This is a genomic window from Stenotrophomonas muris, from assembly GCF_052751275.1.
Window position 1 is genome coordinate 2,988,534 of record NZ_CP199879.1, and the last position, 20,908, is coordinate 3,009,441.

The window sequence follows — 20,908 nt, forward strand, 5'->3', positions numbered from 1 at the left end:
CGGCACACCCGGAGGGTGCACGCGGTAGACCGAGGGGGAGAGAGCGGGAGCGGACCGATCGCCCACCCTGCCGGCGCGGCCGGCAGGAGGGAGGGGGGCGGGCGACCAGGCCGCGATTACTTGGTCAGGATCAGCTTGTCGTTGCTGGTGTGCCGCAGGCGATAGAAGCGGTCGCCGTGCTGGATCAGGATTTCACGACGGCCCTTGAGCAGGGCTTCGCTGTCGATGACCTCTTCCGGCGGAACGACACGGACCGGACGATCGCGGAGGGTCAGCGTTTCGGGGCGCAGCAGTACAGGTTGAGCATTCATGAGCATCTGGACTCGTGCGAGGGACGAGTCAAATGATAATGATTCTCAGTTGACAATCAACAACCATTCTCAATTTGATTGATGAGATTAATGATCGAATTCTGAAATTCGATAGACCATGTCAATCGAGTGGCGACGCAGCCGTGTAGAGTCGACTCTACCGAGGCCCCCGAGGCCCGGTCGGCCCCCGGGTTCAGGCGAAGGCGGCTTCGATGTCGGCCCAGCCGGCGGCGTCGACCTGCTCCAGCACCTCCAGCGCCTGCAGGTTCTGCAGCAGCTGGCTGACCCGGCTGGCACCGAGGATCACGCTGGAGACGTTCGGGTTGCGCAGGCACCAGGCGATGGCCAGCGTGGCCGGCGCCTGCCCCAGCGCACGCGCCATCTCGCTGAAGCGGCGCACCTGGGCCAGACGGGCCTCGGCGTCGTCACCCAGCACCAGCGCCTGCAGCCATTCCATGCCCTCGCGGCCCAGCCGCGCATCGGCCGGAATGCCCTGGTCGTACTTGCCGCTCAGCAGGCCCGACGCCAGCGGCGAGAAGATGGTGGTGCCCAGGCCGGCACCGGCATACAGCGGCGCGTACTCGACCTCGACCCGTTCGCGGTGCAGCAGGTTGTACTGCGGCTGCTCCATCGACGGGCCCTGCAGGTTGCGCGCCTCGGCGATGTCCAGCGCCTGCTGGATCTGCACCGCCGACCACTCCGAGGTCCCCCAGTAGAGGATCTTGCCTTGCCGCACCAGGGTATCCATGGCATGCACGGTCTCGGCGACCGGCGCGTCCGGATCCGGGCGATGGCAGTAATAAAGGTCCAGGTAGTCCACCCGCAGGCGCTTGAGCGCCGCATGGCAAGCGTCGGTCACATGCTTGCGCGACAGGCCGCGCTGGGTCGGCCGTGGGTCCTTGGCGCTGCCGAAGAACACCTTGCTGGAGACGCAGATGCCGTCGCGCGGCAGGCGCAGGTCGGCGATCACATCGCCCATCACCTGTTCGGCGCGGCCGTTGGCATAGCCCTCGGCGTTGTCGAAGAAGTTGACGCCGTGGTCCCAGGCGGCGGCCACCAGGTTGCGGGCCTCGTCGCGCGGGATCTGGTCACCGAAGGTCACCCAGGCGCCGAAGGACAGGGCGGAAATCGGCAGGCCGGTGGAGCCCAGGCGACGGTATTGCATGCGAATCTCCTGCTGCGGGCCCGCATCCGGGCCGGGATCGAGCCCCATTCTACCTGCCGCCGCCGGCCGCAAGCCCTTGCCGTTGCTGGCCTGATCGGTACCGATAGATGCGCGCACGCTGCTTTTTCTTGCCCCGGCCCCTGCCCTGCACTAGGCTTCCCGTTTTTCGCGACGCCCCAGGGGAGTCACTCACATGGTCGAAGGTTTGGGCAGGATCGGCTTCGGCCTGTTCGGGTTGGCGGTGCTGATCGGCATCACCTGGTTGTTTTCCAACAACAAGCGTGCGGTTGACTGGAAGCTGGTTGCCACCGGTATCACCCTGCAGATCGCGTTCGCGGCGCTGGTGATCCTGGTGCCGGGCGGCCGCGACGTGTTCGATGCGCTGGGCAAGGGCTTCGTCAAGGTTCTCAGCTTCGTCAACGAAGGCTCGGGCTTCATCTTCGGCTCGTTGATGGACACCAAGAACTACGGCTTCATCTTCGCCTTCCAGGTGCTGCCGACCATCATCTTCTTCTCGGCGCTGATGGGGGTGATGTACCACCTCAACGTCATGCAGGCGATCGTGCGCGTGATGGCGTGGTCGATCACCAAGGTGATGCGCGTGTCCGGCGCGGAAACCACCAGCGTCTGCGCCAGCGTCTTCATCGGCCAGACCGAGGCGCCGCTGACCGTGCGCCCGTACATCGCCAGGATGACCCAGTCCGAGCTGCTGACCATGATGATCGGCGGCATGGCCCACATCGCCGGCGGCGTGCTGGCGGCCTATGTGGGCATGCTCGGCGGTGGCGACCCGGCGCAGCAGGCCTTCTACGCCAAGCACCTGCTGGCAGCGAGCATCATGGCCGCACCGGCCACCCTGGTCGTGGCCAAGCTGCTGATTCCGGAAACCGGCACCCCGCTGACCCGCGGCACGGTGAAGATGGAAGTCGAAAAGACCTCCAGCAACATCATCGACGCGGCCGCTGCCGGTGCCGGTGACGGCCTGAAGCTGGCGCTGAACATCGGCGCGATGCTGCTGGCCTTCATCGCCCTGATCGCGCTGCTGAACGCCCCGTTGACCTGGATCGGCGAGGTGACCGGCCTGGCCGCTGCCATCGGCAAGCCGACCAACCTGTCGACCATCTTCGGTTACGTGCTGGCCCCGATCGCCTGGGTGATCGGTACCCCGTGGGCTGATGCCACCACCGTCGGTTCGCTGATCGGCCAGAAGGTCGTGATCAACGAATTCGTCGCCTACACCGAACTGTCGCAGATCGTGAACGGCCAGGTGGCCGGCGTGAGCCTGTCCGAGGAAGGTCGCCTGATCGCCACCTACGCGCTGTGCGGCTTTGCCAACTTCAGCTCGATCGCGATCCAGATCGGCGGCATCGGCGGCCTGGCCCCGGAACGTCGCCACGACCTGGCCAAGTTCGGCCTGCGCGCGGTGTTGGGCGGTACCATTGCCACCTTCATGACGGCGACCATCGCCGGCGTGCTGACGCACTTCAGTTGAACCCTTGGTTGAGAAAAGATTCCCTATGAGCAGCAGTGTCGTTGTCGTCGGTTCCTTCAATGTCGATCACGTGTGGCGGTGTGAGTCGCTGCCGGCACCGGGTGCGACCATTGCCGGCCGCTACAGCACCGGCCCCGGGGGCAAGGGCTTCAACCAGGCGGTGGCGGCCTGCCGCGCCGGTGCCGACACGCACTTCGTGTGCGCGTTGGGCGATGACGCCGGTGGCGCCACCGCGCGTGAACTGGCTGCGCAGGATGGCTTCGCGCTGATCGCCGAGGCCAGCAGCGAACCAACCGGCACCGCGGGCATCTACGTGGACGCGCGTGGCCGCAACACCATCGTGATCGGCCCGGGTGCCAACGCCGCGCTGGGCACCGATTTCCTGCAACAGCAGCAGGCCCTGCTGACCCGCGCCAAGGTGGTGCTGGTGCAGCTGGAATCGCCGGTGCAGACCATCGAAGCGGCGCTGGCCACGGCCCGCGAGGCCGGTGTCACCACCGTGCTCAATACCGCACCGGCCGATGCGCCCTCGACCATCGGCCTGCTCAAGCTGGCCGATGTGATCACCCCGAACGAAACCGAGTTCGCTGCCCTGCTCGGCCGTCATGTCGGTGAGCGCGTGGATGCCAACGACGTCGCCGCGCTGGATGGCGCCAGCCTGCACGCGCTGTGCCGCAAGCTGGTCGGCAACGGCACCGTGGTGGTGACCCTGGGTTCGGTGGGCGTGTTCGTGTCGCATGCCGACGAGAACCTGCGCGGCGATACCCAGCCGTACTACCGCGTGGGTGCCGAACAGGTGCAGGCGATCGACACCACCGGTGCCGGTGACGCCTTCAACGGTGCGCTGGCCGCGTCGCTGGCGCAGGTGGCCGACGCCCCGTTCGCCCGCCACGTGCGCTTCGCCAACCAGTTCGCCGGCCGTTCGACCGAGAAGGAAGGCGCCGCTGCGGCGATGCCGCGCTTCACCCCGGCCGACGCTGAAACCAAGTAATTCCACGCCACGCGTGGATGACAAGGCCCGGGTGTGCAGACACCCGGGCCTTTCTTTTGCCCATTGCCCAGCCCCTGCGACCGCCTGTCGCATTGCCCACATCCTGCCCCTCGCCCACCATCCGCGCAGCTTCCTCGCACGGGCAGGACATGGACGGATTCCCCTGGCTGCTGGTCGCGGCCGCCGGCAGTGCCGTGGCGGCGCTGCTGCATATCGGCTGCATCGCCTTCGGCGCCGCGTGGTACAGGTACTTCGGTGCCGGCCAGCGCGTGGTCCGGTTGGCGCATGCGGGGCACTGGTGGCCACCGCTGATGACCGCCGGCATCACTGCCGTGCTGGTGGCCTGGACCCTGTACGCACTGGCCGCCGCGGGCTGGCATTCGCCGCTGCCGGCCAGCCGCCTGGTCCTGCCCGGCATCGCCGCGCTGCTGTTGCTGCGTGCCGCGATGGGCTTCGGCCTGGCGCTGTTCCGGCCGGGGTACAACGGCACGCGCTTCTGGGCGGTCAGCTCGCTGGTCTGCCTGGGCCTGGGGCTGGCCTTCGCTCTGGGTACCCGCCAGGCCTGGCAGAGCCTGGGGTAGCCGCCCACCATCGCCCGCCCGTGGGGGCGGCGGAAGCAACCGTCAAGCATCTGCTGATGCCGGTACGGCATGAGGTCGGTGCCGATCGGCCTGAACCGGACCGCGCCCGGCACGGCCGTACCGCCGCCCGCGCCCTACAATGGGCGCATGCAGATCGGCCCGTACACCATTGCCCCCAACGTCGTGCTGGCACCCATGGCCGGCGTCACCGACAAGCCCTTCCGCCTGCTGTGCAAACGGCTGGGTGCGGGACTGGCCGCCTCGGAAATGACCATCAGCGACCCGCGCTTCTGGAACACGCGAAAGTCGATCCACCGCATGGACCATGAAGGCGAGCCGGCCCCGATCAGCGTGCAGATCGCCGGCACCGAGCCGCAGCAGCTGGCCGAGGCCGCGCGCTACAACGTCGACCACGGCGCGCAGATCATCGACATCAACATGGGCTGCCCGGCCAAGAAGGTGTGCAACGCGTGGGCGGGCTCGGCGCTGATGCGCGACGAGCAGCTGGTGGCGCGCATCCTCGAAGCCGTGGTCAACGCAGTGGACGTGCCGGTCACGCTGAAGATCCGCACCGGTTGGGACTGCGACCATCGCAATGGCCCGGTGATCGCCCGCATCGCCGAGGCCAGCGGCATCGCCGCACTGGCCGTGCATGGCCGCACCCGCGACCAGCATTACACCGGCCAGGCCGAGTACGCCACCATCGGCGAGATCAAGGCTGCGCTGCGCATCCCGGTGATCGCCAACGGTGACATCGATTCACCGCAGAAGGCCGCCCACGTGCTGCAGCAGACCGGGGTGGATGCAGTGATGATCGGCCGCTCCGCGCAGGGCCGGCCGTGGATCTTCCGCGAAGTGGCGCACTACCTGGCCACCGGCGAGGAACTGCCACCGCCGTCGCTGGCGGAAGTGCGCGACATCCTGCTCGGCCACCTGCATGCGCTGCATGCGTTCTATGGCGAGCCGCAGGGCGTGCGCATCGCGCGCAAGCACCTGGGCTGGTACGCCAAGGATCGTCCGGAGAACGCCGCGTTCCGCGCGGTGGTCAACCGTGCCGAAGACCCGCAGGGCCAGATCGCGCTGACCACGGAATACTTCGACCGCCTGATCGCCGGGGAACCCGCGTTGTCATCTGCTGCCTGAGCGTACTGCCATGCCGTCGAGTCGAGCTTGCTCGACTGAATTTCCAGAGCCGTCGAGCACGCTCGACGCTACAAGAGCCCGCCCCATGACCCCGCCGATTTCCTCCCCGACCTATCTGCACGGATTTTCCGGCACCGAACAGCAGCGCCTGATGACCCAGGCCCGGCTGCTGGAATCGAGCATCTTCGGCCAGATCGACTACAGCGGCGCGCGGCGCCTGCTGGAAGTCGGCAGTGGCGTCGGTGCGCAGACCGAGATCCTGCTGCGCCGCTTCCCCGAGCTGCACGTGACCGGCGTGGACCTGAGCGAAACGCAGCTGGCCACCGCGCGCGAGAACCTGGCGCGCACGCCGTGGTGCAGCGACCGATACACCCTGCAGCAGGCCGACGCCGGCGAGCTGCCGTTCGAGGCACGCAGCTTCGACTCGGCGTTCCTGTGCTGGGTGCTGGAACACGTGCCTTCACCGGCGCGGGTGCTGAGCGAAGTGCGCCGCGTGCTGGCACCGGGTTCGCCGGTCTACATCACCGAAGTGATGAATGCCTCGTTCCTGCTCGACCCGTACTCGCCGCACATCTGGCGCTACTGGATGGCCTTCAACGACTTCCAGTACGACCATGGCGGTGACCCGTTCGTCGGTGCAAAGCTGGGCAACCTGCTGCTGGCCGGCGGCTTCCGCGACGTGCACACCGAGATCAAGACCATCCACCTGGACAACCGCGAACCGGCGCGTCGAAAGACGATGATCGCGTTCTGGGAACAGCTCCTGCTGTCGGCCGCCGACCAGCTGCTGCAGGCCGGCTCGGTGGACGAGGAAACCGTGGAAGGCATGCGCCGCGAGTTCCGCCTGGTGCAGAACGACCCGAACGCCGTGTTCTTCTACTCGTTCGTCCAGGGCCGCGCCACGGTGTATTGATCCGGTGTTCTGCTGCCGATCGGGGCCGTAGAGCCACGCCATGCGTGGATCCACTGATCAATGCACGGCGGTGTGGTCGGCCGCGCCCGGCGCCGCCGCCGGCTCCTGCCAGATCCGCTGCCACATCGCCGCCAGGCGGCGACCGGCGTCGGCACGCGCGGCGGGACTGCTGTAGTCCACCCGCACCTGCTCGGGAACGATCGCCCGCCACTGCCCGTCGGCCTGCCCGGCCACGACGAAGTTGAAGGTGTAGTCCGGCTCCAGCCCCATGCGCAGGTCACTCAGCACCAACCGGCCGTCAACCACCTGCGCACGCATGAAACCGCGGTTGAACCACGTCAGCTGCTGCACCGCCGGGATGGCCTGCGCTTCGCGCAAGGCCTGTACGTTGGACGCATGGCCTTCGAACCGCATCGGCCCGTGGTCGGCCACCAGCGAGCGGTCACCCACCACGTAGCCATTGGGCGTCATCGCCACCACCCGCCACAGCAGGGTGTTGAACGGCATCGGTACCGAGAAGCGCGGCGCATCGCCCAGGCCCATCGCGGCCAGGCTCTGCTGTGCGGCACGGTCGACCTGTGACTTGGCGATCAGGCCCCAGCCCAGGTAGCCACTGCTGAGCAGCAGGGCCACGCCCAGCACCCTGCCCGCCCAGGGCCGGGCGCGGCCGAACCAGGCCAGCACGCAGCCCAGCAGAAGCCACACCGTATACCCCGGGTCGATGATGAAGACACTGGATCCCATGGTCGGATGCGGGCGCAGCGGCCACCACAACTGGGTGCCATACACGGTGAACGCATCCAGCACCGGATGGGTGACCAGCGCCAGCTGGATCGCCCAGAACCAGCGCAGCGGTGACTGCGCGACGCGGCCATTGCCGAAGCGCTTGAACAGCCACCAGATCAATGCCGCCACCCATGGCAGTACCAGCAGCGAATGACTGAAACTGCGGTGCTCGATCATGTTCGCCACCGGATCGGCTGCGGTGAAACCGAGCCACAGCGCGTCGAGGTCCGGCAGGGTGCCAAGCGCGGCACCAGCGAGCAGGGCCGCACGGCGATGTCCGGGCGGGGCGATGGCAGCGGCGACGGCGCCACCGAGCACGATCTGGGTCAGGGAGTCCATGGGCCGATGCTAGCGGCTTGCGGGCGGTGCATGTAGAGCCGAGCCCATGCTCGGCTGCGCTTCGTTCTGCGCCACGTCAGCCGAGCATGGGCTCGGCTCTGCAGTAGGACAGACGCGGGTTACGCCGCCTGCGACAACCGCGCGCCTGGCAGTTCCACCAGGGTCTGGCCGTTGTGGTCGAGCAGGCGCAGCGCACCATCATGGTCCTCGGCCAGTGCGGTCAGGCTCTCCACCCAGTCGCCGTCGTTGGCGTAGACCAGGCCATCGCGTTCGACCAGCGCCGCGCGGTGGATGTGGCCGCAGACGATGCCATCCAGGCCGCGCCGGCGCACGTCGTCCAGCCCGGCCTGCACGAAGCGCTCGATGTAGCGTTCGGCGGCCCCGCTGCGCTTCTTCAGGAACTCCGACAGCGACCAGTAGCGCATGCCAAGCCGGCGCCGTACCGCGTTCAGCGCCTGGTTGCCGGTCAGGATGCGGTAGTACAGCCAGTCGCCGAACTTTTCCTGCAGGCCACCGAAATGGGTAACGCCGTCGTAGTCGTCGCCATGCGCGACCAGCAGCCGGCGGCCATCGGCGGTCACGTGGATGGCACGGCGGCGCACCTGCATGGCCGGCAACATCAGCCCGCACACCTGGCGCAGCGAGGCATCGTGGTTGCCGGGAATGTAGATGATCTCGGTCCCTGCACGGCGCAGCGCGTGCAGGGCCTGGATGACTTCGCTGTGCGACTGCCGCCAGTTGGCGCGGCGATGCGCCATCCACCACAGGTCGATGATGTCGCCGACCAGGTACAACCGCTCGCAGCGCAGCTGCGAGAGGAACCGCGCCAGTTCGGTGGCGTGGCAATGACGTGAGCCCAGGTGCACGTCGGAGACGAACACTGCGCGCCGGTGCGGCGACAGGTTCGCCAGCGTGCTCATGCCGGCGCACCCGCGTCGCGCAGATAGCGTTTGCGCTTGTTCGGCCGGATCGCGCACAGGTCCACTTCGATCAGGCCGTCGATCGAATCGCTGAAGTCCGGGTCCACACCGAAGGCGAGGAAGCGCGCGCCGCCGGGTTCGCACAGATCGGTGTACTGGCGGTACAGCGTCGGCACGCCGGTACCCAGTGCGGCCAGGTTGGCCTTGAGCACATCGAACGCGGCACCCGCATCCAGCTCGCCGAAACTTGGCGGTGCGGCGAAGTACTGGAAGGGGCGGTTCGATTCGGCCAGCCCGGCGGTTCCGCCGTAGTAGCGCTGGTAGTAGGCCACCAGCTGCTCGCGCGCATCGCGCGGCAGCGCTGCGCTGATCGAGACCGCGCCGAACAGGTAGCGGATGCCCGGCCGGCACTGCAGGTAGGCGCCGATGCCCTGCCACAGGTAGTCCAGGCTGCGGCTGCCCCAGTAATCGGGCACCACGAAGCTGCGGCCCAGCTCCAGGCCCTCGGCAATGTGGGTGATGGCATCGTCGGAATAGCGGAACAGCGACGCGCTGTAGAGCCCGGACAGGCCGTGCCGGGCCAGGGCCTGGGCGCCGCGCATGATGCGGTAGGCACCGGCAATGCGCTGCGCCGCCGGGTCCCAGATCACGATGTGCTCGTACTGTGGATCGTAGGCGTCCAGGTCGCGGCTGCGCCCGGTGCCCTCGCCCACCTGGCGGAAGGTCAGCTCGCGCAGGCGGCCCAGTTCCAGCAGCAGCGGTGAATCGGCGGTACAGGTCGCCAACAGGATCTGCTTGCCATCGGCGGTCTGGCCCAGCTGGGTGGCCGCGGCAATGCCGGCGGCGACCTGCGAAGGCGGCACCGGAGACGCCAATGGCTCGGGGCCTGCGCACGCAGCGGCATTGCCGGCCGCGCCGTTGCGGCCCAGCGCGTACAGCGCGCGGCGCACCGCCAGCAGCTGTGCGCCCGGGTCACCGCCCTTGCCCAGCTGCATCGGCTCGCCGATGCTCAGCCGCAGCGGGCGGCCACGACGGGCGAACATTTCGCGCGCCAGCAGCGCGGTGCCGGCCGGCTTGAACAGGGTCGAGGCGCCGTAGAACAGCGCCGAGTTGCGCGCTTCCACCCGCACCGGCAGCACCGGCGCAGCGGCCGCGCGGGCAAAGCGGACGAATCCCCGCTGCCAACGGCCATCGCGGATGCCGCGCAGCGACAGGCGCGAGACCTCGCCGGCCGGGAACACGATCACGCACTGCTCGGCGGCCAATGCTTCCTCCACCGCATGCAGGCTGCCGCGCCGGGCCTTGCCACCGAGGATGCGCACCGGCAGCAGCAGGTCCTGCAGCGGCGCGATCGCCCCCAGCAGATCGTTGGCCACGATCCGCACGTCGCGGCGGATACGGCCAACCGCGTCCAGCAGTGCGAGGGCATCCAGCGCCCCGGAGGGGTGGTTGGCGACGATCAGCAGGCGGCCGGTGGCCGGGATCCTGGCCAGCGCGGCCGGATCCACCTGGTACTGGCCGCCGATGAATTCCAGGCCGGCGGCGACGAAACCGAAGCCGCGCAGTCCTGAGCTGCGCTGCAGGAAGGCTTCGATCTGGTCCAGGCGCGACCAGCGCCCGACGCTGCGCAGCAGCGGCCGCGCCAGTTGGCCGCGACGGCCATGGAACCAATCGGGGAAACGTTGCTGGAGACGCTGTTCGAGTTCCTGCATGGCGGATCCAGTGATGCCCGGCGGCCGGATTGGCCGACAGCCTGCGCCCGGCAGGCGGCAGCCAGATGGCGGTTTCGGGGCAGAACGATGACGGCCGGCCCGCCTTCGCGGCGAGGTCGCTGCCTGCGCGGTCGGGGCCGGCAGCCGTCCCGTCTGTTGTCACGCTGGTGGAACACTGGGCCTCAAGGCTGGGCCCCAATCCCCAAAGGACGGCCCCTCCAGGCCTACGCGGGCTTAACCACCGGCAACCGGCACAGGTTCACAATGCACAGGCGGCGCACCCCGTGTATCATGCGCGCCCATCTTTCCATCCGAATCAAGGGATATTACGCCTGATGTCCAGCTATCTCTTCACCTCCGAGTCGGTCTCCGAAGGCCATCCGGACAAGGTTGCCGACCAGATCTCCGATGCGGTGCTGGACGCGATCCTGACCCAGGACCAGCGCGCCCGCGTGGCCTGCGAGACCATGGTCAAGACCGGCGTTGCCATCGTGGCCGGTGAAATCACCACCAGCGCCTGGATCGACCTGGAAGCGCTGACCCGCAAGGTCATCACGGACATCGGCTACGACAGCTCCGACGTCGGTTTCGACGGCGCCACCTGCGGCGTGCTGAACCTGATCGGCAAGCAGTCGCCGCACATCGCCCAGGGCGTGGATCGCAAGAAGCCGGAAGAAATGGGCGCTGGCGACCAGGGCCTGATGTTCGGCTATGCCACCAACGAGACCGACAGCTACATGCCGGCCGCGATCCACCTGTCGCACCGCCTGGTCGAGCAGCAGGCCAAGATCCGCAAGAAGAAGAACTCGCCGCTGTCGTGGCTGCGTCCGGACGCCAAGAGCCAGGTCACCCTGCGCTATGAAAACGGCGTGGTCTCGGCCATCGACGCCGTGGTCCTGTCGACCCAGCACGCCCCCGGCATCAAGCAGAAGGACCTCATCGAGGCCGTCCGCGAAGAGATCATCAAGCCGGTGCTGCCGGCCAAGTGGCTGCACAAGGGCACCAAGTTCCACATCAACCCGACCGGCAAGTTCGAGATCGGTGGCCCGGTGGGCGACTGCGGCCTGACCGGCCGCAAGATCATCGTCGACACCTACGGCGGCTGGGCCCGTCACGGTGGTGGTGCCTTCTCCGGCAAGGACCCGTCCAAGGTCGACCGTTCGGCAGCCTACGCGGCCCGCTACGTCGCCAAGAACGTGGTGGCCGCCGGCCTGGCCGACCGTTGCGAAGTGCAGGTCTCCTACGCCATCGGCGTGGCTGAGCCGACCTCGATCTCGGTCACCACCTTCGGCACCGGCAAGATCAGCGACGACAAGATCGAGAAGCTGATCCGCAAGCACTTCGACCTGCGCCCGTACGGCATCATCAAGATGCTGGACCTGGTGCACCCGATGTACCAGCAGACCGCGGCCTACGGCCACTTCGGCCGCAAGCCGAAGGAGTTCAGCTACCTCAACGGCGAAGGCGAGACCGTCAACGCCACGGCCTTCTCCTGGGAGAAGACCGACCGCGCCGCCGCCCTGCGCGCCGATGCGAAGCTGAAGTAAGAAACACGAAGGGCCGCTCACGCGGCCCTTCTGCTTTCTGTAGAGCCGAGCCCATGCTCGGCTTTCTTTTTCCTGCGACAAGAGCAGCCGAGCATGGGCTCGGCTCTACAAGAGCTACGCCACGCCGATACAATCGCCGCATGTCGACCGAACTGAAAACCCACCAGCTGTCCATGACCGTGCTGATGTCGCCGGAGATGGCCAATTTCTCCGGCAAGGTCCACGGCGGCGCCATCCTGCGCCTGCTCGACCAGGTTGCCTACGCCTGCGCCAGCCGTTACGCCGGCAGCTACGTGGTCACCCTGTCGGTGGACCAGGTGATGTTCCGCCAGCCGATCGCGGTGGGCGAGCTGGTCACCTTCCTGGCCTCGGTGAACCATACCGGCACCTCGTCGATGGAGATCGGCATCAAGGTGGTGGCCGAGGACATCCTCAAGCGCAGCGTGCGCCACGCCAACAGCTGCTTCTTCACCATGGTGGCCGTGGATGAGGAAGGCCGGCCGACGCCCGTCCCGCCCCTGCAGCCGGCGACGTCCGACGAGAAGCGCCGCCAGGCCGCCGCGCAGATCCGCCGCCAGCTGCGCCAGGAAATGGAACAGCGCCATCTGGAACTGCTGGCATCGAATCCGCCGTCACCGGAGGAATGAGGTAGTGCCGGCCGCTGGCCGGCAACCTCGCGCGTGCTGCCGGACATCATGAGGTTGCCGGCCAGCGGCCGGCACTACCATTGCGAATTCGCCGGGCCATGCCCGGCGGATGCGGATCAACCGGTGTTCTGCACGCCCTGCGCAACACCGTTCACGCAGGCCACCAGCGCGCGCAGCAACCCGTCATCCTCGCGCCCGCTGGCCCGCCAGCGCTGCAACAGGTCCACCTGCAGCACGCTGATCGGATCGACGTAGGGATTGCGCAGGCGGATCGACAGCGCCAGCCGCGCATCGTGGTCGAGCAGCGTCCGCTGGTCCATCAGCGCCAGCAGCCAGTGCCGGGTGAGTTCCAGTTCGCGCTGCACCTGCGGGAAGAAGTGCCCGTGCAGTTCACCCGACAACAGCGAAAACTGCTCGGCGATGGTGATATCGCCCTTGGACAGCACCATCGCGATGTCGTCCAGGAAGGTGCGGAAGAACGGCCAGTCCCGCGCCATCTCGCGCAGGGTCTGTTCGTGGCCGGCATCAACCGCCGCCTGCAGGCCACTGCCCACGCCATACCAACCGGGAATCACCGCGCGCGCCTGGCTCCAGGCGAACACCCAGGGAATCGCACGCAGGTTGCCCAGCGCGGCGTCCTGGCCGAGCCGGCGCGATGGCCGCGAGCCCAGCGTCATGCGTTCGATCACGTCGATCGGCGTGGCGGTGCGGAAGTAGTCCATGAAACCGGCCTGGCCAACGAACGCGCGATACACCTCGCTGCTGGCCGATGCCACCGCGTCCATCACCGGTCGCCACTCATCCTCGCGCGGCTCGGCGGCACGCGGGCGCAGGCTGGCACGCAGCACCGCACCGGTGGCCTGCTCCAGCGAGCGCAGGGCCAGCGCACGGATGCCGTACTTGCGATGGATCACCTCGCCCTGCTCGGTCACCCGCAGGCGGCCATCGATGCTGCCGCGCGGCGATGCGTCCACCGCGTGCGTGGTCTTGCCGCCACCGCGGCTGATCGAGCCGCCACGGCCATGGAAGAAGGTCAGGCGGATGCCGGCCTCGGCCGCCACCTCCAGCAGCTCCACCTGTGCACGCTGCAGGCCCCAGCGCGATGCGGCGATGCCACCGTCCTTGCTGCTGTCCGAATAGCCCAGCATCACCATCTGCACGTCATCGCGCGCTTGCAGGTGCGCGCGATAGATCGGGTCGGCCAGCAGATCACGCAGGGTCGCGGTGCCGCGCTTGAGGTCCTCCACCGTCTCGAACAGCGGCGCGATATCCAGCGGTACTGATCCGTTCTCTTCCACCAGGCCGCCACGGCGCGCCAGCGCCAGCACCGCCAGCACGTCGCTGCGGTCATGTGCCATCGAGATGATGTAGCTGCCCAGTGCATCGCCACCATGCCGCGCACGGGCATCGGCCAGCGCGGCGAACACGGCGTCCAGTCGCCGGTTGCCTTCGTCGTCGCCCTTCGGCAACGGCGCGTCACCACTGGCATGCGGCGCCAGCAGGCGTGCGCGGCCCAAGGCATCCAGACCGTCCCACGCTGCGTCGCCGCCCAGCACCGTGGCCAGCGTGCGCGCGTGCACGCTCGATTCCTGGCGCACGTCCAACCGCGCCAGGTGGAAGCCGAAGGTCTTCACCCGCCACAGCAGGCGCTGCACGGCGAAGCCACCGGCATGTTCGCCGCGGTTGGCGCGCAGGCTGTCGAGGATCAGCTGCAGGTCGTCGATCAGTTCGTCCGGACCGGCGTAGGCGCCTTCGCCGTCATCCAACGTGGCCTGCAGGCGTGCGCGCATGCGGTCGTTGAGCAGGCGGTACGGCATGTCGGCATGGCGCGGGCGCGACTGCACCTGCGGCAGCAGCTGCTGGTAGTGCGCCACGCGCGCCTGCAGCGCCTCGCTCACGCCCACCCGCTCGGTGGACTGGCTGAGCAGGCTGGCCAGCTGCAGCAGTTCCTTCTGGTAGCGACCCAGCACGGCCTGCCGCTGCGCGTCCAGCGTAGTGCGGATGGTGTGGGCATCCACGTTCGGGTTGCCGTCCATGTCGCCGCCCACCCACGTACCGAAGCGCAGCAGGCGCGGCAGCGGCAGTTCTTCGCCGTAGGTATCGCGCAGCGCCTGCTGCAGCGATTCGTACAGCACCGGGATCACCCGGTACAGCACCTGCACCAGATAGAAGCCGACGTGCTCGCGCTCGTCATCGACGGTAGGCCGCACCGGCGAGGAATCGGTGGTTTGCCACGAAGCGGTCAGCGCCATGCGGAAGCGCGCAGCATCGGCGGCCGCTTCCCCCGGCGTGCGCTGGCCGTCGAGGTTGTCGACCAGGCTGGCCACCATCAGCTGCTCTTTCTCCAGCAGCGCGCGGCGCACCGCTTCGGTCGGGTGCGCGGTGAACACCGGTTCGATGTCGATGCAAGGCAGCCACTGCGCCAGCTCATCCAGGCCCACGCCCTGCGCCTTCAGATGCTGCAGCGCATCCTGCAGGCCGTCGGGCTGCGCCCCGGCGGTACCGGCACGCTGGTAATCACGGCGGCGGCGGATGCGATGCACGCGCTCGGCGATGTTGACCACCTGGAAGTAGGTGCTGAAGGCCCGCACCATGGTCTCGGCCTGCTGCGGCGTGCGCCCGGCCAGCCCTTCGGCCAGCTCCGACAGGGGCGCCTGGTTCTCGCGGCGGGCAATGGCGCGGGTGCGCACGTCCTCGACATCGTCGAGAAAAGCGGCCGAAACCTGTTCGACCAGCAGGTCACCGACCAGTGCGCCGAGCCGGCGCACGTCATCGCGAAGCGGAAGATCGGGGGAAGCAAACTCGATGCTGCTGCGGTACTCGTTCATCGGCGACGCACAGGCCTCGGTCAACGGATCCAGACCCCAAGCCTATCCCAGATCGGGCGTCGTGCTGCGATGCAAGAATGGTTTCATCTGCACGTATCCATGGCGGACGCAGCCGAGCATGGGCTCGGCTCTACAAGCGTCATGGCGCGTGACACCGTGTAGCGCCCGAGCCCATGCTCGGGCGGCGGCGCAGCCGCACAGGCGGCCGCTGTTGCAGCGGCCACCCTCATGCACGTATCAGCGCTTCTTCTTCGCCGTGCCCTGCTCGGCCGGGCCGATGGTCTGCTCCAGCCAGCGCTCGCTCTCGGCCAGCATGGTCATGATCGATTCGCGTGCGCGGTAGGCATGCGATTCGTTGGGCAGCATCACCAGCCGCGCGGTGCCACCCAGGCCCTTCACCGCCGCGAACATGCGCTCGCTCTGGATCGGGAACGTGCCGGAGTTGTTGTCGTCCACGCCGTGGATGAACAGGATCGGATCCTTGATCCTGTCGGCGTAATTGAACGGCGCCATCTTCTGGTAGACGTCCTGCGCCTGCCAGTAGTTGCGCTCCTCGGCCTGGAAGCCGAACGGCGTGAGCGTGCGGTTGTAGGCGCCGCTGCGCGCAATGCCCGCCTTGAACAGGCGGGTGTGTGCCAGCAGGTTGGCCGTCATGAACGCACCGTACGAATGGCCACCAATGGCGATGTGATCGCGGTCGGTCACGCCACGCCGCACCACTTCATCCACGGCCGCCTGCGCATTGGCCACCAGCTGTTCGATGTAGGTGTCGTTCGGCTCCTTGTCGCCCTCGCCGATGATCGGCATCGACGGGCTGGCCAGCACCACGTAACCCTTGGCCAGGAACGCCTGCGGGCCCCAGTAGCTGACCGCATTGAAGCGATACGGCGAATCGGTCACCTGGCTGGCCGCGGCCGCGCTCTTGAACTCGCCCGGGTAGGCCCACATCAGCAGCGGGCGCGGGCCGTCGCGCTTCGGGTCGTATCCCGGCGGCAGCAGCAGGGTCGCGGTCAGGTCGACGCCGTCCTTGCGCTTGTAGCGGATCTGCTCCTTCTGCACACCCTTCAGCTGCGGCAGCGGATGCGCGAAATGGGTCAGCGCGCGCGGTGCGCTCCCAGCATCGGCCAGCGACTGCACGTAGAAGTTGGCCGGCTCGTCCGGGCTCTCGCGGCTCAGCAGCAGCGAACTGCCCTGCTTGTCCAGCAATGCCACCGGCAGCGCATAGCTCGGTGCCTGCGAGTGGAACAGGCGCGTTGCCTTGCCCGTGGCGATGTCGAAGCGGTCCACGAACGGACGGTCGCCTTCCGGCGAAGCACCGGCGCCGGCCAGGTACAGGCTGCCGCCATCGGCGCTGGTCTGCAGCAGCGAACGGCCGCGCTCGTCGCTGGCCCGCAGCGGCCGGCCCGGATCGGCGTAGCGGTCCTGCGCATCGCGATCCCACAGCAGGCGCGGTTCGGCGCTGGCATTGTCCGGGGCGATCAGCCAGGTCTTGGTCCTGCGGGTCTTCCACCACGATTCGGTCAGCAGGGCCAGGTCGCCACGGCCCCAGCTGATACCGGCCAGGCGGCTGCCCAGCTGGGCCAGCGTCACCGGCGGCGTGTCGAACGGCGCGGCCTGCATCAGCACCGCATCGCGCACCTTGGCATCCCTGTTCGGGTCGCCACCATCCTGCGCTTCAGCCCAGACCAGGGTCGCGTCGGCATCACCACGCCAGCCGATGTCACGCACGCCGGTCACTTCGGCGTCGTTGCCGGTCGGCAGGCCTTCCACCAGTGGACGCACGGCCACGGTATGCACCAGCTTGCCGCTGGCACGGTCGATCACTTCAATGCGGCGCGGGAAACTGCTCACCGGCACCACGTAGGAATACGGGCGCTGCACCGGCTGGCGCAGCACGAAGCGGCCATCCGGCGACACGGAGAAGCCCATGAAGATGCCGGCCGCGCCGATCGGGCGGGTGCTGCCATCCAGGCTGACTTCCACCGGCTGTGTGGTGGCGTAGTAGTCGAACTGGCGCGCGTCAGCCTCGTTCTTCAGCAGGTCCTGGTAGGTACGGATCGACACCACGCCATCGCCCCGGCGGGTCTGCTGCACGGCCGGGCCGGTCGGGATGCCGTCGGTGGCCGGGGCCGCACCGAGGTTGGCCGGGCGGGTGAACACCACCAGCCCGCGGCTGTCCGGCAGCCACTGGTAACCGCTGCCGATCACCGTGTTCAAGCCGGCAACCAGGCGGCGGGCGCTGCCGGCGGCCACGTCCACCAGCCACAGTTCGTTGGCGCCGCTGGTGGCGTCGACCTGGTTGAAAGCGAGCCACTTCTGATCCGGAGACCACATCAGGCTGGCGATCGACAGCGTGGCCGGCAGGCCGCTGATCTGCCGTTCCTTGCCATCGGCCACGTTCATCAGCCACAGCTTCTCGCCGAAGCTGAAACGGCTGTCGGAGAACGTGCGCGGGTTGATGCGCAGGCCGGCCAGCTTCAGTTCCGGCTGCGCCACCACCCGGATCGACGGCAGCGACGGCATCTGCATCAACGCGGCCATGTCGCGGCGAGGCGACAGGTGCAGCGACGGCGCGCGCGGTGCGTCGACCACCGCCTGCAGCGCCGCCGAGGGCAGTTCGTAGCCATTGGCACCCTGCGCCTGTGCTGCAGCGGGCTGTGGGGCCAGCGCCCAGGCCAGCGGGGCCACGGCCAGCAGTCCCATCGACAGGACCAGGCCGGTCCAGCGCCGCGTACGGCGCGCGTGCATGCTCATCGTTCTACCTGCGTGATGCGTGAAAGCACCGACCTTAACAGGCCGTGCACGCGCCCCCATCTGCCGATGGTTGGGTCATCCGGATGTCATGCCGGGGCCGCGATATAATGGGGGTTCTCCCCTGCCGAGGGGCGCTGCGACCGGATCCGATGAGGCCCGGCCAGGCTCGGTAAGGTGGCTTTGTAACAACGGCGCCCGGCTAGATGCGAGCACCCGCTCGCCCACAACCGGAGCACACGAATGAACGCTGTTGCCAAGACCTTCTCCACCGAAGGTGATTACAAGATCCGCGACATCACGCTGGCCGACTGGGGCCGCAAGGAACTGGACATCGCCGAGCACGAAATGCCGGGCCTGATGTCGATCCGCCGCAAGTACCAGGCCGAGCTGCCGCTGAAGGGCGTGCGCGTGACCGGCTCGCTGCACATGACCATCCAGACAGCGGTGCTGATCGAGACCCTGAAGGACATCGGCGCCGACGTGCGCTGGGCCTCGTGCAACATCTTCTCGACCCAGGACCACGCGGCTGCCGCCATCGCCGCCACCGGCACCCCGGTGTTCGCCTGGAAGGGCGAGACCCTGGAAGAGTACTGGGACTGCACCCTGGACGCGCTGACCTTCACCCTGGCCGACGGCACCCTGACCGGCCCGGAACTGGTGGTGGACGACGGCGGTGACGTGACCCTGCTGATCCACAAGGGCTACGAACTGGAGAACGGCAGCGACTGGGTCAACACCGCGTCCGCCTCGCACGAAGAACAGGTCATCAAGAACCTGCTCAAGCGGGTCGCCAAGGAGCGCCCGGGTTACTGGGGCCGCGTGGTCAAGGACTGGAAGGGCGTCTCCGAAGAGACCACCACCGGCGTGCACCGCCTGTACCAGCTGGCCCAGGCCGGCACCCTGCTGATCCCGGCGATCAACGTCAACGACTCGGTCACCAAGAGCAAGTTCGACAACCTGTATGGCTGCCGCGAGTCGCTGGCCGACGGCCTGAAGCGCGCGATGGACGTGATGCTGGCCGGCAAGGTAGCCGTGGTCTGTGGCTACGGCGATGTCGGCAAGGGCTGCGCCGCGTCGCTGCGTGCCTACGGCGCGCGCGTGATCGTCACCGAGATCGACCCGATCTGCGCCCTGCAGGCGGCGATGGAAGGCTATGAAGTCAACACCATCGAATCGACCCTGGGCCGTGCCGACCTGTACGTCACCACCACCGGCAACAGGGACATCATCCGCATCGAGCACCTGAGCGCGATGAAGGACCAGGCCATTGTCTGCAACATCGGCCACTTCGACAATGAGATCCAGGTCGACGCACTGGTGTCCTTCGCCGGCATCAAGCACGTCAACATCAAGCCGCAGGTCGACAAGTACATCTTCCCGAACGGCAATGCGATCTTCCTGCTGGCCGAAGGCCGCCTGGTGAACCTGGGCTGCGCCACCGGCCACCCGAGCTTCGTGATGTCCAACAGCTTCGCCAACCAGACCCTGGCACAGATCGACCTGTGGGCGAACAAGGACAGCTACGAGAAGAAGGTGTACCTGCTGCCGAAGAAGCTGGACGAAGAAGTGGCTCGCCTGCACCTGGAAAAGATCGGCGTGAAGCTGACCACCCTGAGCCAGGAACAGGCCGACTACATCGGCGTGCCGGTGGAAGGCCCGTTCAAGCCGGACCACTACCGCTACTGATCGTGCGCGGTGCCGGCCAGCGGCCGGCACTACCGGCGCAGGCGGGGTCGGATCCCTTTCCGCAGGAAAGGGCGCTGCCCCCGGCAACAGATGCAGACAGAACGGGCGCCTTCGGGCGCCCGTTCTGCGTTGCGTCGCCCCGCAGCAGATCCGCGCGCCCTGTCACAGTGCCCTAAGAAGCCGCTTGCTAGTCTCTATGCCCCCATGGACTGCCAACTGCAAGGCCATGCGCCGGGACGCTGACAGCAAAGGACAGGACATGCCGCGCAACAATGACCGAGTGACCCGGGCGATGAAGCCCCTGATGATCCTGTGCTGGGTGGCCCTGCTGGCCGCCTGCAGCCCGTCTGGCAGCGATGCCGGTGCCAGCGCGCCGGCGGCGAACACCGGCCAGGCAAGCACCGACGGCAAGGCAACCAGCCCCCCGGCAGCGGCCACGGGCAGCAGCGCTGCCTGCGCCGAGGGGGCATCACAGGTACAGACCCTGATCTGCAACGACCCCGCCCTGTTGCAGCAGGAAGCCGAGCTGGCCAAGGCTGAAGCCTCCGCACGCGACACCCTCGATGCCGCCGGCAAGGACAAGCTGCAGGCCGAGCAGCAGCGCTGGATCCAGCATACGCGCGACCTGTGCGGTGACGCGCACTGCCTGCAACAGGTATTTGCCGATCGCCTCAAGGTGCTCTCGGCCACGCGCGAGGGCCTGGTCGACCAGGACGCCTGCGAAGTGCCCGACGGCCAGCAGCAGTGCGTGGACCTGCTGGTGCTGCGCGACCCCAACAGCCAGTTGGCGAACTTCAACACGCTGCTGGGAGAAAACGGCCAGGAAGGCCGCCTGCTGGGCTGTACGGCCGCCACCAACGTGGGCGGTGGCCCCAACGCCGTGCTGGCGGCCAACTGCATCCAGGAAACCACCGCCGGCAAGCGCAACGTGCAGTTGTGCAGCAACCAGATGGTCGGCCAGTTCGCCCTCGTACCGGCATCGGCCGCCTACGGCACCCAGGCCGTCCGCCAGCTGCTCGGCTTTACGCAGCAGCACTGCGCCGGCTGACATCCGCTGGGTGCGCCCGGCGCTTTTTCCCACATTGAAGGACGA

At 67.9% G+C, this 20,908-nt stretch carries 16 protein-coding genes and 1 riboswitch; of the genes, 9 read left to right on the forward strand and 7 right to left on the reverse strand.

The genetic code is table 11. The features are described 5' to 3' along the window. Positions 1-116 precede the first annotated feature (116 nt). Positions 117-311, reverse strand: coding sequence for a hemin uptake protein HemP (gene hemP / locus ACUVWL_RS14055; protein WP_005412278.1), 195 nt, complete (start codon positions 309-311; stop codon positions 117-119). A gap of 193 nt (positions 312-504) precedes the next feature. Beyond that, positions 505-1,476: an aldo/keto reductase gene (locus ACUVWL_RS14060; RefSeq protein ID WP_445978469.1), complete on the reverse strand. Its 972-nt coding sequence runs from the start codon at positions 1,474-1,476 to the stop codon at positions 505-507. Between the two features lie 193 nt (positions 1,477-1,669). On the opposite strand from ACUVWL_RS14060, the gene ACUVWL_RS14065 reads away from it, so the two are divergent. The 5 genes from ACUVWL_RS14065 (at position 1,670) to ACUVWL_RS14085 (ending at position 6,596) form a co-directional block, all read left to right on the forward strand. Continuing rightward, on the forward strand, positions 1,670-2,968 hold the full coding sequence (locus tag ACUVWL_RS14065) for a NupC/NupG family nucleoside CNT transporter (RefSeq protein ID WP_014645968.1): 1,299 nt from the start codon (positions 1,670-1,672) through the stop codon (positions 2,966-2,968). A 25-nt stretch (positions 2,969-2,993) separates the two neighbouring features. Further along, on the forward strand, positions 2,994-3,959 hold the full coding sequence (locus ACUVWL_RS14070; protein ID WP_049406099.1) for a ribokinase: 966 nt from the start codon (positions 2,994-2,996) through the stop codon (positions 3,957-3,959). A 149-nt stretch (positions 3,960-4,108) separates the two neighbouring features. After that, positions 4,109-4,540 (forward strand): hypothetical protein, encoded by a 432-nt coding sequence (locus ACUVWL_RS14075; RefSeq protein WP_049406097.1) that lies wholly within the window; start codon positions 4,109-4,111, stop codon positions 4,538-4,540. A 147-nt stretch (positions 4,541-4,687) separates the two neighbouring features. Further along, a complete protein-coding gene (gene dusB / locus ACUVWL_RS14080) occupies positions 4,688-5,683 on the forward strand; it encodes a tRNA dihydrouridine synthase DusB (protein ID WP_445978470.1) in 996 nt (331 codons plus the stop codon). 85 nt (positions 5,684-5,768) lie between these two features. Beyond that, the gene (locus tag ACUVWL_RS14085; protein WP_005415318.1) at positions 5,769-6,596 is read left to right on the forward strand and encodes a class I SAM-dependent methyltransferase; all 828 of its coding nucleotides are present in this window, start codon (positions 5,769-5,771) and stop codon (positions 6,594-6,596) included. Positions 6,597-6,653: 57 nt separating this feature from the next. Here ACUVWL_RS14085 and ACUVWL_RS14090 read toward each other — a convergent pair whose 3' ends face one another. From ACUVWL_RS14090 to ACUVWL_RS14100, 3 genes are all read right to left on the reverse strand, one after another. Then, entirely contained in the window at positions 6,654-7,721 is a 1,068-nt protein-coding gene (locus ACUVWL_RS14090; RefSeq protein ID WP_053494928.1) for a metal-dependent hydrolase, read from the reverse strand. A 119-nt stretch (positions 7,722-7,840) separates the two neighbouring features. Further along, positions 7,841-8,641, reverse strand: a complete 801-nt coding sequence (locus ACUVWL_RS14095) for a UDP-2,3-diacylglucosamine diphosphatase (RefSeq protein WP_005412268.1) — start codon at positions 8,639-8,641, stop codon at positions 7,841-7,843. Further along, complete coding sequence (locus tag ACUVWL_RS14100) at positions 8,638-10,353, reverse strand: lysophospholipid acyltransferase family protein (RefSeq protein ID WP_445978471.1); 1,716 nt, start codon at positions 10,351-10,353, stop codon at positions 8,638-8,640. Before ACUVWL_RS14100 ends, ACUVWL_RS14095 begins: the two co-directional genes overlap by 4 nt. A 335-nt stretch (positions 10,354-10,688) precedes the next feature. On the opposite strand from ACUVWL_RS14100, the gene metK reads away from it, so the two are divergent. Both metK and ACUVWL_RS14110 read left to right on the forward strand, forming a co-directional pair. Beyond that, entirely contained in the window at positions 10,689-11,900 is a 1,212-nt protein-coding gene (gene metK, locus ACUVWL_RS14105) for a methionine adenosyltransferase (protein WP_010481882.1), read from the forward strand. A 140-nt stretch (positions 11,901-12,040) separates the two neighbouring features. After that, on the forward strand, positions 12,041-12,547 hold the full coding sequence (locus tag ACUVWL_RS14110; RefSeq protein ID WP_010481883.1) for an acyl-CoA thioesterase: 507 nt from the start codon (positions 12,041-12,043) through the stop codon (positions 12,545-12,547). Positions 12,548-12,663: 116 nt separating this feature from the next. On the opposite strand, the gene ppc is transcribed toward ACUVWL_RS14110, so the two are convergent. Both ppc and ACUVWL_RS14120 read right to left on the reverse strand, forming a co-directional pair. Further along, positions 12,664-15,375: a phosphoenolpyruvate carboxylase gene (ppc, locus tag ACUVWL_RS14115; protein ID WP_445979169.1), complete on the reverse strand. Its 2,712-nt coding sequence runs from the start codon at positions 15,373-15,375 to the stop codon at positions 12,664-12,666. 237 nt (positions 15,376-15,612) lie between these two features. Continuing rightward, entirely contained in the window at positions 15,613-18,129 is a 2,517-nt protein-coding gene (locus ACUVWL_RS14120; protein ID WP_414614032.1) for a S9 family peptidase, read from the reverse strand. A gap of 120 nt (positions 18,130-18,249) precedes the next feature. Further along, positions 18,250-18,333: riboswitch (S-adenosyl-L-homocysteine riboswitch) on the forward strand. Between the two features lie 36 nt (positions 18,334-18,369). Here ACUVWL_RS14120 and ahcY point away from each other — a divergent pair. Continuing rightward, a complete protein-coding gene (gene ahcY, locus ACUVWL_RS14125; protein WP_014645960.1) occupies positions 18,370-19,815 on the forward strand; it encodes an adenosylhomocysteinase in 1,446 nt (481 codons plus the stop codon). Positions 19,816-20,074: 259 nt separating this feature from the next. Next, complete coding sequence (locus ACUVWL_RS14130) at positions 20,075-20,863, forward strand: lysozyme inhibitor LprI family protein (protein WP_126411738.1); 789 nt, start codon at positions 20,075-20,077, stop codon at positions 20,861-20,863. The last annotated feature ends 45 nt before the right edge of the window (positions 20,864-20,908 follow it).

What these genes read in the sequence shown, in the direction of transcription:
- ACUVWL_RS14095 (WP_005412268.1), bottom strand. Translation starts at nt 8,641, where the DNA reads ATGAGCACGCTGGCGAACCTGTCGCCGCACCGGCGCGCAGTGTTCGTC.
- dusB (WP_445978470.1), top strand. Translation starts at nt 4,688, where the DNA reads ATGCAGATCGGCCCGTACACCATTGCCCCCAACGTCGTGCTGGCACCC.
- ppc (WP_445979169.1), bottom strand. Translation starts at nt 15,375, where the DNA reads ATGAACGAGTACCGCAGCAGCATCGAGTTTGCTTCCCCCGATCTTCCG.
- ACUVWL_RS14085 (WP_005415318.1), top strand. Translation starts at nt 5,769, where the DNA reads ATGACCCCGCCGATTTCCTCCCCGACCTATCTGCACGGATTTTCCGGC.
- ACUVWL_RS14065 (WP_014645968.1), top strand. Translation starts at nt 1,670, where the DNA reads ATGGTCGAAGGTTTGGGCAGGATCGGCTTCGGCCTGTTCGGGTTGGCG.
- ACUVWL_RS14075 (WP_049406097.1), top strand. Translation starts at nt 4,109, where the DNA reads ATGGACGGATTCCCCTGGCTGCTGGTCGCGGCCGCCGGCAGTGCCGTG.
- ACUVWL_RS14090 (WP_053494928.1), bottom strand. Translation starts at nt 7,721, where the DNA reads ATGGACTCCCTGACCCAGATCGTGCTCGGTGGCGCCGTCGCCGCTGCC.
- ACUVWL_RS14110 (WP_010481883.1), top strand. Translation starts at nt 12,041, where the DNA reads ATGTCGACCGAACTGAAAACCCACCAGCTGTCCATGACCGTGCTGATG.
- ACUVWL_RS14060 (WP_445978469.1), bottom strand. Translation starts at nt 1,476, where the DNA reads ATGCAATACCGTCGCCTGGGCTCCACCGGCCTGCCGATTTCCGCCCTG.
- metK (WP_010481882.1), top strand. Translation starts at nt 10,689, where the DNA reads ATGTCCAGCTATCTCTTCACCTCCGAGTCGGTCTCCGAAGGCCATCCG.
- ACUVWL_RS14120 (WP_414614032.1), bottom strand. Translation starts at nt 18,129, where the DNA reads ATGAGCATGCACGCGCGCCGTACGCGGCGCTGGACCGGCCTGGTCCTG.
- ahcY (WP_014645960.1), top strand. Translation starts at nt 18,370, where the DNA reads ATGAACGCTGTTGCCAAGACCTTCTCCACCGAAGGTGATTACAAGATC.
- ACUVWL_RS14070 (WP_049406099.1), top strand. Translation starts at nt 2,994, where the DNA reads ATGAGCAGCAGTGTCGTTGTCGTCGGTTCCTTCAATGTCGATCACGTG.
- ACUVWL_RS14100 (WP_445978471.1), bottom strand. Translation starts at nt 10,353, where the DNA reads ATGCAGGAACTCGAACAGCGTCTCCAGCAACGTTTCCCCGATTGGTTC.
- ACUVWL_RS14130 (WP_126411738.1), top strand. Translation starts at nt 20,075, where the DNA reads ATGCCGCGCAACAATGACCGAGTGACCCGGGCGATGAAGCCCCTGATG.
- hemP (WP_005412278.1), bottom strand. Translation starts at nt 311, where the DNA reads ATGAATGCTCAACCTGTACTGCTGCGCCCCGAAACGCTGACCCTCCGC.